The sequence below is a fragment of the Hafnia paralvei genome (genome assembly GCF_020150375.1).
Classification (GTDB): Bacteria; Pseudomonadota; Gammaproteobacteria; order Enterobacterales; family Enterobacteriaceae; genus Hafnia; species Hafnia paralvei.
The window spans coordinates 2819450-2833024 of record NZ_CP083737.1; the positions used below are offsets into that span (position 1 = coordinate 2819450).

The following is a 13575-nucleotide window of genomic DNA, read 5'->3' on the forward strand; positions in this document are numbered from 1 at the left end:
GAATTGGGCCCAGCCCACTTATTCAGTGGGCTGCAACACCAGATGGAACATAAAATGAGTAACACGGAGAATCTGCTTGAACTGCGCAATATTTGTTTTAGCGTCGATCAACAGATCATTATCGACAATCTCTCTTTAACGCTTCAGCCCAACGAGTTCAAAGTGATTACCGGTCCATCCGGTTGCGGTAAGAGCACTCTGCTGAAAATAATAGCCTCTTTATTTCCCCCCTCCTCGGGCGATATTTTTCTCCATGGGAAGAATATTATTACGATCAAACCTGAAGAATACCGTCAGAAGGTTTCTTACTGTTTCCAAACCCCAGTTCTATTTGGTGAGACAGTCAGTGATAACCTCAGATTTCCGTATCAAATCCGCGGGGATAAAGTCGACAATGAAAAAATAAAAAAGGGATTGCTACAGTTCGATCTCCCTCTGCACATTTTAGACAAGAAGATTGATGAACTTTCCGGCGGTGAAAAGCAGCGTGTGGCTCTGCTACGCAATCTACAATACCAACCTGAAATCTTATTGCTTGATGAAATAACCAGCGCTCTTGACGATAAGAATAAAGAAATTGTGCACCAGGTCATTGATGATTTAATCAACAGTTCTGGCATCGCCGTTTTGTGGGTCACACACAACAGCGATGAAATCCGTCAATCTCATAATCTTCTACGCATGGAAAAACATGAAGCCAAAGGGGAAGAACAGTGAGCGAACATAATATAACCGATCAATCACTGGTTATGGCTCTAGCACTCGTCGCTATCGCACTCCTGATCAGCGGTAAAGAAAAGCTGGGGTTAGAAAAAGACATTATCTGGAGCGTAACCCGCGCCATTATTCAGTTGATTATCGTTGGCTATGTCCTGAAGTATATTTTTAATATTGATCATGCCCTGCTAACACTTTTAATGGTGCTATTTATTTGCGTCAATGCGGCTTACAACGCCAAGAAGCGCAGCAAAAATTTAAGCCATGCCTTTGTTATCTCACTAATCGCTATCGTGACGGGTACCGCGCTTACCTTAGCAGTGCTGATTCTCAGCGGCTCCATAACATTTACACCTATGCAGGTTATTCCTATTTCGGGAATGATTGCGGGTAATGCGATGGTCGCTGTTGGGCTGTGCTACAACAATCTGCGTCAGCGTTTTGCGGATGAAAAACAAAAAGTACAAGAGATGCTCAGCCTCGGTGCGACACCTAAACAATCATCTGCCGCAATTATCCGTGCCAGCATCAAAGCCGCGCTAATACCGACCGTTGATTCAGCCAAAACTGTCGGGTTAGTCAGTTTACCTGGGATGATGTCGGGGCTTATTTTTGCGGGGATAGATCCTGTGAAAGCGATTCGCTATCAGATCATGGTGACATTTATGCTGCTCTCTACCGCCAGCCTCTCGACCATCATTGCCGGCTATCTCGCCTACAAAAAGTTTTATTCTGATCGGTCACAGTTATTGTAGTTTGATTCGTTGGTAAATACGCCAACCATATAACATCGCATATCGGCAAAAAGCCCTGCTCAATAAGCAGGGCTTTTTTATGACGGCTATGCGTAAAATACTACTTCACACAGCGAGTACATTGTTCAGACTGGATCACTTGGAAGAAATCATTGCCTTTATCATCAACCAGAATAAATGCGGGGAAGTCTTCAACCTCAATTTTCCAGATCGCTTCCATACCCAGTTCTGGATATTCCAGACACTCCAAGCTCTTAATACTTTGCTGAGCCAGAACCGCAGCTGGGCCACCGATGCTGCCGAGGTAAAAACCGCCGTGTTTCTTACAGGCATCAGTCACCTGCTGGCTGCGGTTACCCTTCGCCAGCATGACCATGCTACCGCCGTGGGCCTGCAGCAAATCGACATAGGAGTCCATACGCCCTGCCGTTGTTGGCCCTAATGAACCAGATGCATAACCCGCAGGCGTCTTCGCCGGTCCTGCGTAGTAAATCGGATGATCTTTAACGTATTGCGGCAGCCCCTCACCTTTGTCTAAACGTTCTTTCAATTTAGCGTGGGCAATATCGCGACCAACAACAATGGTGCCACTCAGCGATAGACGTGTCGAGACAGGATACTGAGATAGCTGCTGCAATATTTCAGACATTGGACGGTTTAAATCAACCTTAACCGCTTCCCCCTCACCGGCTTTACGCAGGTGTTCAGGAATATATTTACCCGGATTGCTTTCCAGTTTCTCAATCCAGATACCATCACGATTGATCTTCGCTTTGATATTACGGTCTGCCGAGCAGGAAACCCCCATGCCTACTGGACAAGAAGCACCATGGCGAGGTAAACGAATAACACGAACATCGTGGGCGAAATATTTGCCACCAAACTGTGCACCTAGGCCGAGATTCTGAGCTTCTTTCAGCAACTCCTGCTCAAGCTCAATATCACGGAACGCCTGACCATGTTCATTACCTTCCGTTGGCAGACCATCATAATATTTGGTAGAGGCGAGCTTCACAGTTTTCAGCGTCGCTTCGGCTGAAGTGCCACCGATAACAAAAGCAACGTGGTATGGAGGGCATGCAGCAGTACCTAAAGTACGCATTTTATCGACCAGATAATTTTTTAGCTTACCCGGAGTTAAAAGCGCTTTAGTTTCTTGATAAAGGTAAGTTTTATTCGCTGAGCCGCCGCCTTTAGCGATGCACAGGAACTTATACTCATCGCCGTCGGTGCTATATAAATCGATCTGCGCAGGCAGGTTACTGCCGGTGTTAACTTCTTTATACATATCCAGCGCGGCGTTTTGCGAATAGCGCAGATTATCTTCAATAAAGGTGTTGTATACGCCGCGAGACAGGGCTGCTTCATCACCGCCCCCCGTCCAAACTCGCTGACCTTTCTTACCGACGATAATCGCGGTTCCAGTGTCCTGACAAGTTGGCAAAATACCCTTTGCTGCAATTTCAGAATTGCGCAGGAATTGCAGTGCGACATATTTGTCGTTTTCACTGGCTTCTGGATCGTCAAGAATTTGGGCAACTTGTTGTTGATGGGCTGGGCGGAGCATAAAGGAAGCATCGTGGAACGCGTGTTGGGCAAGGAGAGTCAGCGCTTGCGGTTCAACCTTTAGGATTTCTTGCCCTTCAAACTCAGCGACCGAAACATGATCTTTACTCAACAGATAATATTCGGTTTCGTCTTTTTTTAGTGGGAACGGATCTTGGTAATGAAATGGCTTATTTGACATTTTTTTCTCACTTGCAACATCAGCTTCAGTAGATTCACACTCACGCGACGTATTCTCGTCGGCTCACTGTGTAAAGAAAACACCACCACCTTACGTGTTTTTAGCCTGTTGATTCTTGAGCTAAATCCAAAATATACCCTCTAATGATAAAGGGGTACTTTTTGAATGGGGCTTTCCATCTTCACAGGGTGAGAACTGCGGGTACAGATTTTTAATTGCTAAAGTCATTATCTCGCAGTTAACACAATGATTACAATCGCTGAGACCCGATCAGAGTCTCAATGTAAGACATTGCTTTTCACATAGGCATAAAAAAGCGGCCATCAGGCCGCATTAGCAACATATTCAGCATTAAGTATTAAGCGTTTTTGTAACGCTCAGCCATGGCATTCGCTGCAACCATTGCTTCATATACATCATCGGCGGTTAATTCCATTGGCATATTGCCCATAGTATCCCCTTCCGCACAGGCAATTTCTGCCACTTTGCGCCATTCAGCTTCTACAAAGTTTTTCAGTCCCATGTCTTGTAGCGTCAGAGGTAATCCAGCGACTTTGATGATACGAATAACTTCGTCGAGTTCGGTGCGTGGGGCATTTTCCAGCACAAGCTGGGTAAGGAGACCAAATACCACTTTTTCACCGTGCTGCGCACGATGTAAATCAGGCACCGCAGACATACCGTTGTTTACCGCATGAGCAGCGGCTAACCCTCCCGCCTCTGCCCCAACGCCACTCAAATAAATCGTCGCTTCAATGGTTTGTTCAAGCGCAGGCGTAGAAACTTTATTTCTTACCGCATCCATCGCCGCATCGACATTTTCGCTCAACAGCTCATAGCACAGTTGAGCCAGACCGAGTCCTGTTCGAGATGGCTTTTTCAGCACCAAATTCACGCCATCAGCTGCATAGCAGGCACGCGCTTCAAAATAGGTTGCAAGCGCATCACCCACACCGGCAGCAAAGAAACGTACCGGCGCGGCTGCAATAATTGAAGTATCGGCAATAACGGCATCAGGGTTTTGCGGCAAAAATAGGTAGCGTTCGAACTCCCCTTCTTCGCTATAGATGACCGCCAGCGCAGTGCATGGAGCATCGGTAGACGCAATCGTTGGGAATAAAATAACCGGCAATTTATGGTAGTAAGCGACTGCTTTAGCAGAGTCTAAGGTTTTACCTCCGCCGATGCCGACAATAACATTTGCACTCTGTGATTCGGCCAATGCTCCAAGTCGCTTAATTTCTACTTCAGTACATTCATAGTTAAATTTTTCACAGGAACCCTTTAGTCCCGCTTTTTGCAACCCTGTAACGGCCTCATCTTTCACTCGTGGCAATATGAACTCATCACTGATGATAAAAGCATTATCACCAAAATCTTTCACGTAATCATGCATTTGTTGAAGAAGGCCGCGCCCAATAACAAATTTTTTCGGTGAAGTAACCGTACGAGGTGTTTTATTCATATGACGCTCCTGAAAATAACAGCACGATTTGCTGAAGGTGATCTTTTGTTAAGAAAAATTTTATCTTCATAAAAGGATACGCCTTCATCCACCGCTAAACTAGCTAAGACAAGATAATACTAACTATTTAGGGTTATTATTTTATCTGCGAGATGATTTTAGAGAAAAGGCTAGGTTTAGCTGAAAAATTAAGCGACCAAATAGGATAATGAGCTTTTAAATTTTGCGACATAAATTCATCAGATTGTTCTCTGGAGGGTTTTATTCTCGATGAAAATTAAAAATCAATTCATATTACAATTAAAACTAAGTACGGACTTTATCTACAGATTTGATAGGGCTAGCATTGATCTGTTGCTTATCTTTTGATGGAGAAATTATATGCACATTGCTTACGATAGAAACAGAAACCCTTTACGCGTTGGCGCCCACGTTATAGAAAACGGCATGCGTAATGTCATGGTGATTAAAGCGATTAACGATAAGAATTTAGCAAGAGAAAAAATTCGCGCAGCAAAATGCGTCGTATGCAACGATAGCAATGAATATTATGCACCACAGGATCTGATTTTACTCGGCCATTAATAAACAAGGCTGATAGTCACTTTACGATACTGATATAAAAAAGCCTGAGCATTGCTCAGGCTTTTTGTCTGGTATAAACAAATTTAGTCTTTCTTCTCGAGCAAATGACGATAGATTAAACCGCCGATAATGCCGCCAATAATTGGCATTAACCAGAATAGCCACAGTTGCTGCAATGCCCAAGTGCCTTGGAAAATAGCGACTGCAGTACTACGTGCTGGGTTTACAGACGTATTTGTCACTGGAATACTGATAAGATGGATCAGCGTTAGCGCCAGACCAATCGCTAATGGAGCAAAACCAGCCGGTGCACGCTTATCTGTCACGCCATGAATAACAATCAGGAAGAATGCACTCAAAACCATCTCAACTACAACAGCAGATTGCAATGTGAATCCGCCAGGTGAATGTTCACCATAACCGTTTGATGCAAAACCACTGACTGTGGCATCAAAGCCAGCCTTACCGCTAGCGATAACATAAAGCACGGCAGCAGCCGCAATACCGCCAATCACTTGAGCTACAACGTAAGGCACCACGTCTTTCGCACTGAAACGACCACCAGCCCACAGGCCAATAGTCACAGCAGGGTTAAAATGACCACCTGAAATATGTCCAACGGCATACGCCATAGTCAAAACGGTTAAGCCAAATGCCAATGCAACACCAGCAAATCCAATACCTAACTCAGGAAATCCAGCCGCTAGAATGGCGCTACCACAACCACCAAATACGAGCCAGAACGTACCAAAAAACTCGGCCGACATTTTTTTAAACATTATTACCTCAACAATCAAAATAAAAGGTGGCTACAGAATTGCGTTTAAACGCAACGCCAGCACCATATTTCTATAGGCACTTTTGTTTCGTCAGGCTATGTTCTATACAATAAAAAAATAAAACTCTTTGCCTAGCGCTCTCCGTAGACAAACAGTTTTGACATCCATGATTAAATAAACTCAACACTGAGACTTCCAGTACTCAATATAAGTGTTATTCATATAACTATCCATTTTTTGGATGCATTTTCCACATGTATTATTTTTTCTCAAGGAAAAAATAGTGAGATTATTCTCAGATATCATGGTGAATCAATCAATTAGAACAAAACACCTACATAGATGGAGTTTATTTAACAAATCAACACGCTGTCTGGCTGAACTTTATACAACATTCAGGCCATCATCTTTTTAGACAAAAGATTGTCTGCCCATGCCTATGGGGTAATATGAGGTTTTGATATATCGGCTTTTTTACAAACTTCAGTAAAAATTTGCATTCTTTCACAGGTCTTATCAACGGCAAAAACCATCATATAGCAAAAAATAATGAAGCCGAATAAGCAAGAAAGGACAAGTAAGATTTTTGTTTTCATCGTAAGTAGGTAGGAGCTTCTTTAGGCTATGTAAGTAGGCTACCCCTACTTTAACAACAGAAAGTTAAACTAAGGCTCTACGGACTTACTCTAAACAAGATAGGTAGCACTTAATGCTAACAGATGAAACGCACTCGGCACGAAAAGACACGCGCTACATGGAGGCGCCGAACACGTTTCTCTGTTACCACTTCCATAATGCATCCAAGGATAGGCTGGCTTGCTAAAACTTTCAAGCCTCCCCCCTTCAAGATATTGTAATCTAAGACTTCGCCGAATTTTCCAATGCAAAATGATTAAGATTCTCCCTCTGCGGTCTACGTCTAACATATTGAATAAATGATAAAAGGCAAAAACCAGTCTTACGACTGGCTTCTTTAAGCATACTTAAGAGGCTATAGGTACAATCGTACTCTTATAACGTTCGAGTATCGGAGATGAGACATCCTTAGGGTTCTTCAGCGACCATAAATTACGCGTAATACCATCGTTGACCAAGTAGATCACGCCGGTTTCAATCGCTGACATGACGCAGAGCATAACTGGCTCATTTGTGGTATAGCCAATTTCGCCTTCAAGCAGACGCTGGTAATCAATGTAGCGGAATACCCCAGCCTGAACTTCATAGGACAAAATCGTCTTACTGGTATTTACCGATGATAATACTTGTCCGGTATTAACATCAACGACGCGTAAATTAACTGCGATTTGATCTAACTGATATTGTGTACTCGCACCAATACCAAAGAAACGAGCTCCAGCGCCCCCAGATTTTACATTGCTTTCGTAGCCGATAATTGAGCCTTCGATAAGCACATTTGCAGCAACCAAAGATGAAAGCTGACGCTGGTTATTCACAGCAGCGGTACCATTTTCTTGGGCAGCACGAATGATTTTTCGTTCATTTAATAGATTTTGTAAGCCCTGTCTTTCTAAAGGAATAAACCAACCTGAATCTTTCAAGGCAGAAACCAACATTGCCGTCGCACTTTGAGGAACCGCGGTCGAAAAGTTACTGGCCGGATACGGTTTAAACTGCCCTGTCTCATCCTGAATATTGTACACAGAGACAAACAGCTTTCCCGCAGGCTCAGGCAGATGCGTTAAATCCTGGTAGCTTTGCGCCCGAGGCATTAATGTGGGTTTAGCCGCTTGCTTTGGCGGAGCCGTTAGGCATCCACTCAATAAAAGAACTGAGATAATTAATAAATAGCTGCGCATGTCTCATCATCCCGTGCTAATTGGAATTAACGCTTGAGAGACCATCAACTTCGATGGTTGAGGATTTTCCCGTAGTGCGATCGAGAATATTCATGGTTAACCGCCCATCAATATTTTTCACATCGACAATGAAGTCCTTGGTCACTAAACGCCCTGGTTTCCCTTGGCTAATATTGCCCATCAGATTCCCCAATAGCTGAGATTGAATAACTGAAGTGAAGTTGTCTAATGCTGACGGTGTTGCGGTATCAAAATTATATCCGTTGGGGTCTTTATACGAATTTTGCGCATTCGCTTCATTGAGCAAAAATGCACCATTGTTCGGATTGCCTCCAAAATTAGGGTTAACAAACTGAAAAACCATATTACCGCCCCACGATACTGGGGAAATTAGTATTGATATAAAGGCTAGATAAGTGACTCGCATTGTGACTCCTTAAAACTCATCTGCGGTTAAGTCACCAGTATTGAGAAGCGCTTTATCGATAGAACGGCGAGATAGCGATTCGTTAACGCTTTCAATAGCTACGGCAACATCTTTGTCAAAGCTGCGTTTGTTTGGAAATAAAAACGTTTGATAAACCGTATCCTGTTCAATTTTGATAGTGATCCAACTTCCCCAGCGGGCACTCGGTCTTTCATTGATCGTTAGTGTTCCCGGGTATTCTTTTCCCCAGTTGTCACTAAAATCACGATAAAAGGCATGACCTATTGACGTTACCGTGTGATCGGTAATTAATCCGGGAACCTCAATTTCAGCCGCAGAGGCATTCTTTCCTGCACTGCATATAGAGGCAATTACAAGAATAAACATAATTTTTTTCATCATTTAACGCCTGAGATGATCGTTAGCCCAGGAAACCGCCTGTGTGCGATTTTTTACCGATATTTTCTTAAATAGATTATAAAGATGCGTTTTTACCGTGTTTTCACTGATGAATAACAGCTTGGCTATTTCGGTGTTCGAGGCCCCTGCTCTTAGCTTATTCAGTATTTCTTTTTCTCGTTGAGTGAGCCCTGTTGCCTCTGGGCTATGATAACGATAATGTGAAGATTGGCTGATTAAATAACTAGCAACACCCTGACTAAAAAAACATTCTCCCTTGATAACACTCTTTATTCCTTCCGTTAGCGTCCGTTCATCCATTGATGGATAGAATACTGCACTAATGTTTGGCCATGACTCAATATCTTGGTTTTGATAATCATCAGGAGTATTTAATAACAATATTCTATTTCTCTGCCGGCAACGGCTCAACTCTGATTGCCACAAAACGGTCGTTCGTCGGTCAGCCTCCATAAGGTCGAAAAGATAGAGAGTATTGTCTACGGGATCATTTAAATCTTTGTTGATATTATGTATCTTGGTATTGACCTGTAACGTCAGTTGAAGCTGGTGCAGTAGTGCTGTTGCTTGCAATGACGGTTTAGTTATTAATACCAATAAATACTTCTTACGCTCTACTTCATCAAGCATAATAAAACCCTGCATTTATGCGAAGAGCAACACTCCCTGCTTAATTAAAAACAGTTTTTATCGAGCGCTACTTATCCGCTGCTGTGTAAAAGGCAGTGCAAGAAAAATTTGAAATATGCACAGAGACGAGCCGTATATGCCATCCGTTATTGCGGGCATATTACATGATTTAATCTAGCCATTGGCGCTTCTAACGCAAGTGCTATTTGTGTTTCAAAATGTAACTTGATATTTATAAATAAGTCTTATCATTACTTCTAATTTACATAATCCTTAATCGTTTCTTTAGATTCATCCAAGAAATAGCAAGCAGGTGATCTTCTTTAAAAATATAGAGAGGGTAAATTTATTCTTTTCAGCAAAGCACTTAGCGCACGTGATAATGGGAAATACCACTTTATGATTAGCTTGCTTGGTATATTCACATGCATTTCCCTTAGGTAAGTGGTATGTGAATTGTATCTTTGCTAGAAAACAATGCGCTCATGCTAGCGCATGAAATTTTACCACGCGTCAGTGATGCCATAGGTCATACCCGTAGCGCATGCGCTGGGGTGGCAAACTTCATTACATGAGTAAGATGAAAAACAGCTATCAACATGTTAATGCTCGACTAATCGACTCTTTAGCTTTTATTACAACGAATAAACATTATCGCCTCATACTTTCTTATCAGGCTTTATTTTTAAAATACGACTTCTAGGTGAGTTATTTAATTTTTCTTCGGCACATACTCAAATCATAAATCTGAATATTCCTGAAAGAGTTCTCAGGACGTTAACATACGAATCATCACGTCATAATTTGATTCACCGATTACATTAGGACGGCAAAATGAAAAAGATTGTCTTGTCAGCCGCTCTGCTTGTCACTCCTTATTTGGCAGTAGCAAATAGTGATTTGGCTAACGCTGATATGAGCACTGGTTATAGTGACTTGAATAGTCGTTATAGCCAAAGTGCGCTTATTAACCAAATAGGTAGCGATAATAGAGCTTTTACCCATCAGCAAGGTACGAACAATCATTCGATTATCGTACAACAGGGAAATAGTAACCAAGGCAGAATTACCCAATCCAGTAGCAATAATAATGCGTTAATTGCTCAACGAGGTTCGGGAAACTCTGCGGACATTACTCAACTTAGCAGCAATAACAATGCTGTTATTGCTCAACTAGGTAGTGGAAATAGTGATTCAATCATTCAAGACAGTTTTGGTAATTCTGCTTATATCATTTCCTTCGGGAAAAATAATATAACGCAGATTACCCAAACGGGCACAAACCGCTCAGCCGGTGTTGTGCAAAATGCTTCAGGAATGGCCATTAGAGTTACACAACATTAGTTATTGTTTATCTGATACATACATCTGATTCTTTAACCGACGGGGTAACATCATGAATAAGTGGAAAATCATCGCAGCATCTAGCTTTGTTTTTGCTATGAGTAATGCAATGGCGTTAACTAACCCAGCTTACGTTTTCCAATTCACACCTCAAACCGGGGCATTAGGCGGTGAGGTGCAGGTCTATCAGCAAGGCACCAGTAATATTTCCAGCGTTAATCAAGATTCTGCGGTTTTCTCTAAAACATCCGTATCTCAAAGCGGGGGTCTATTAGGTGGCACGGGCAACTACGCATCGGTAAACCAGAATGGCAACGTCAGCGTTGTTGATATTAATCAGCAAGGTAATAATAACGCCGCCACCTCAAGTCAAAACGGGAACTGGTCTGTCACTGAAGTCTCTCAATCGGGTCTCTTCGGCAACACCGCAACCACAAATCAAAGTGGTGACTTCTCCAGAACTGCCGTGGTTCAGTCTGGTTTTGGCTTGAATAATGCCGTAACCAGTCAAAGCGGCGATGCCGCCGTTATTGTTGTCCGCCAAAGCGGTGCATCCAACTACGCTAATAGCTCACAAACAGCTGACTTCTCTTACTCCAACGTAAATCAAGTCGGTGCAGGCAACGCCTCATACGTTAATCAGAACTAACTTTCTCCTCCCAACAAGACAGGGCGTTGCCCTGTCTTGTTTTTATTTCCGGAGCCGCAAATGCATCCTCTTCTGATCGCCTCTGTTTTATCTAATCAACTTTGGTTCGATACTACCCAAGAGGGTCAATATTACATACTTAAGCCCATGGCTTCGGTCACCAATAGCTGCGTATGCAATATTACCGTAGACATAATCCGACACGGCCTTCATGGCGAAAGCATCTCCCAACAGACAGGCACGGTTCAACTAACAGCCAACCGAAAACAAGCGTTAGGGCAAATGAGTTTTCCCGTACTGCAAGGTGACTGGCTGCAAGTTACCGTTGTCTTAACCGATGGCGATAGCGTGCGCTTGGAGAAACAAGTGATACTCCCCGATAAGGTTTGAACCAATGACGCCTACGTTCCCCCATAAAAAAAGGAAATGCCTTCGCAGACATTTCCTTTTGCACATCAATAGATTCCTACTTAGATGGTTTTATACTCTGCTTCCGCATTGGCAAAACGTGTCTGGATAATCTGTGAAGGCGATCGCCCCATCAGACTAACAACCACAATCGCAATGCTGGCGAAAATGAATCCAGGGATAATCTCGTACAGATTAAACCATCCATACTGCTTCCATACGATGACGGTGATTGCCCCGATCAACATACCGACTAACGCGCCATTACGCGTCATACGAGACCACATCACAGAAATTAATACCACTGGGCCAAATGCCGCACCAAAACCGGCCCATGCATAACTCACTAACCCCAGCACGCGGTTTTCTGGATTGGCCGCCAAAGCGATGGCAATCAATGCCACCAGCAGAACCATCAGACGCCCTACCCACACCAGCTCACGCTGTGACGCTTTCTTACGGAAAAAGGCTTTATACAAGTCTTCAGTAATTGCACTTGAACATACCAGTAGCTGGCAACTCAGCGTACTCATAACCGCCGCTAAGATGGCCGACAGCAAGATCCCTGCAATCCAAGGGTTAAACAAGATTTTAGCCAGCTCGATAAACACACGTTCACCGTTTTCAGACACGGTTCCCGCTTGGCCAGGATTATTTTCAAAGTAGGCAATACCAAAGAAGCCCACCGCAACCGCACCAGCCAGACATAAAATCATCCAGGTCATACTAATTCGACGTGCTTTGCGAATAGTTTGATGAGAATCTGCTGCCATAAAGCGCGCCAAAATATGTGGCTGACCGAAATAGCCTAATCCCCAGCCCATCAGAGAGATGATGGCGATCAGGTTCAAACCCTTGAACATATCAAGATTGGCCGGATTCTTGGCTTCGATAACGAGCATGGAAGTATCAATACCCCCCACGGCCAAAATAACGAATACCGGCGTTAAGATCAGTGCGAAAATCATTAGGCTAGCTTGAACCGTGTCGGTCCAGCTGACAGCCAAGAACCCCCCTATAAAGGTATAGAGGATGGTCGCCGCTGCGCCTGCCCACAGAGCCGTTTCATAGCTCATACCAAAGGTGCTTTCAAACAAGCGCGCACCCGCAACGATGCCTGATGCGCAATAGATCGTGAAAAATACCAAAATGACCACCGCTGAGATTACGCGCAGCAGCTTGCTGGTGTCTTCAAAGCGGCTGGTAAAATAATCGGGCAGCGTCAGAGCATTATTGTTAGCCTCGGTGTGCACACGTAAACGTCCTGCAACCAGCTTCCAGTTTAAATACGCTCCAACGGTTAATCCGATAGCAATCCAACTTTCAGAAATCCCTGAAAGATAAATCGCGCCTGGTAAGCCCATCAATAGCCAGCCGCTCATGTCAGATGCGCCAGCTGATAATGCGGTAACCACGCTCCCTAAACTGCGTCCGCCTAAAATATAGTCATCAAAGTTGTTGGTAGCGCGATATGCCACTAGGCCAATGACGATCATTCCCAAGATGTAGACCAAAAAGGTCACCAACATCGGTGTACTTATCATGCAGGTGTCTCCGTATTTATTTTTATCCGTCACACTTGGAGTGTTTTCTGTTATTAACGATGCTAGCTAACGACTCAGACACAGCTCCAACTACTCAGGCTATATGCTTATCAATCAGGCATTTTTATGCTGTATTTCGGTTTTAAATACCTAGCTGCTTTAAAAACTCAGCCGCATCGGAACGATGATGCGGCCAAACCCCATCTTAAATACAACCAATAATGAAAATCTAAACGTCGGCATCTTATGAACAGGCTTAGCTTATTCACAAGTTATTTAACTCAAAAG

Annotated in this window: 14 protein-coding genes; 6 read left to right on the forward strand and 8 right to left on the reverse strand. The window is 43.5% G+C overall.

The features are described 5' to 3' along the window. Positions 1 to 54 precede the first annotated feature (54 nt). Both fetA and fetB read left to right on the forward strand, forming a co-directional pair. Positions 55 to 717 (forward strand): iron efflux ABC transporter ATP-binding subunit FetA, encoded by a 663-nt coding sequence (gene fetA, locus K9N75_RS13370; protein WP_039186349.1) that lies wholly within the window; start codon positions 55 to 57, stop codon positions 715 to 717. Beyond that, entirely contained in the window at positions 714 to 1472 is a 759-nt protein-coding gene (fetB, locus tag K9N75_RS13375; protein WP_008813808.1) for an iron efflux ABC transporter permease subunit FetB, read from the forward strand. The genes fetA and fetB overlap by 4 nt, the downstream gene beginning before the upstream one ends. Before the next feature lie 100 nt (positions 1473 to 1572). Here the strand turns inward: fetB and fumA are convergent, their stop codons facing one another. Both fumA and K9N75_RS13385 read right to left on the reverse strand, forming a co-directional pair. Then, on the reverse strand, positions 1573 to 3219 hold the full coding sequence (fumA, locus tag K9N75_RS13380) for a class I fumarate hydratase FumA (protein WP_039186346.1): 1647 nt from the start codon (positions 3217 to 3219) through the stop codon (positions 1573 to 1575). Between the two features lie 358 nt (positions 3220 to 3577). Then, complete coding sequence (locus tag K9N75_RS13385) at positions 3578 to 4684, reverse strand: glycerol dehydrogenase (protein WP_039186343.1); 1107 nt, start codon at positions 4682 to 4684, stop codon at positions 3578 to 3580. Positions 4685 to 5065: 381 nt separating this feature from the next. Here K9N75_RS13385 and ydfZ point away from each other — a divergent pair, with 381 nt between their 5' ends. Further along, complete coding sequence (gene ydfZ / locus K9N75_RS13390) at positions 5066 to 5269, forward strand: putative selenium delivery protein YdfZ (RefSeq protein WP_130975894.1); 204 nt, start codon at positions 5066 to 5068, stop codon at positions 5267 to 5269. 83 nt (positions 5270 to 5352) lie between these two features. On the opposite strand, the gene aqpZ is transcribed toward ydfZ, so the two are convergent. The 5 genes from aqpZ to csgD all read right to left on the reverse strand — a co-directional run bounded on the left by aqpZ (position 5353) and on the right by csgD (position 9342). After that, a complete protein-coding gene (gene aqpZ / locus K9N75_RS13395; protein ID WP_008813812.1) occupies positions 5353 to 6048 on the reverse strand; it encodes an aquaporin Z in 696 nt (231 codons plus the stop codon). A 983-nt stretch (positions 6049 to 7031) separates the two neighbouring features. After that, positions 7032 to 7865 (reverse strand): curli production assembly/transport protein CsgG, encoded by an 834-nt coding sequence (csgG, locus tag K9N75_RS13400; protein WP_008813813.1) that lies wholly within the window; start codon positions 7863 to 7865, stop codon positions 7032 to 7034. Positions 7866 to 7881: 16 nt separating this feature from the next. Next, the gene (csgF, locus tag K9N75_RS13405; RefSeq protein WP_008813814.1) at positions 7882 to 8292 is read right to left on the reverse strand and encodes a curli production assembly/transport protein CsgF; all 411 of its coding nucleotides are present in this window, start codon (positions 8290 to 8292) and stop codon (positions 7882 to 7884) included. A 9-nt stretch (positions 8293 to 8301) separates the two neighbouring features. Continuing rightward, positions 8302 to 8691 carry a curli production assembly/transport protein CsgE gene (csgE, locus tag K9N75_RS13410; protein ID WP_039186897.1) on the reverse strand — a complete coding sequence of 130 codons (390 nt, stop codon included), beginning with the start codon at positions 8689 to 8691 and terminating at the stop codon, positions 8302 to 8304. A 3-nt stretch (positions 8692 to 8694) separates the two neighbouring features. After that, positions 8695 to 9342, reverse strand: a complete 648-nt coding sequence (gene csgD / locus K9N75_RS13415) for a biofilm master transcriptional regulator CsgD (protein ID WP_008813816.1) — start codon at positions 9340 to 9342, stop codon at positions 8695 to 8697. 834 nt (positions 9343 to 10176) lie between these two features. Here csgD and K9N75_RS13420 point away from each other — a divergent pair. The 3 genes from K9N75_RS13420 to csgC are packed head-to-tail and all read left to right on the forward strand — an operon-like array spanning position 10177 to position 11725. Then, positions 10177 to 10686, forward strand: a complete 510-nt coding sequence (locus K9N75_RS13420; protein ID WP_008813817.1) for a curlin — start codon at positions 10177 to 10179, stop codon at positions 10684 to 10686. A gap of 52 nt (positions 10687 to 10738) precedes the next feature. Further along, positions 10739 to 11335, forward strand: a complete 597-nt coding sequence (locus K9N75_RS13425) for a hypothetical protein (protein ID WP_008813818.1) — start codon at positions 10739 to 10741, stop codon at positions 11333 to 11335. A 60-nt stretch (positions 11336 to 11395) separates the two neighbouring features. Then, on the forward strand, positions 11396 to 11725 hold the full coding sequence (csgC, locus tag K9N75_RS13430; protein ID WP_039186333.1) for a curli assembly chaperone CsgC: 330 nt from the start codon (positions 11396 to 11398) through the stop codon (positions 11723 to 11725). Between the two features lie 80 nt (positions 11726 to 11805). On the opposite strand, the gene putP is transcribed toward csgC, so the two are convergent. After that, positions 11806 to 13287 (reverse strand): sodium/proline symporter PutP, encoded by a 1482-nt coding sequence (putP, locus tag K9N75_RS13435; protein ID WP_008813820.1) that lies wholly within the window; start codon positions 13285 to 13287, stop codon positions 11806 to 11808. Positions 13288 to 13575: the final 288 nt, after the last annotated feature.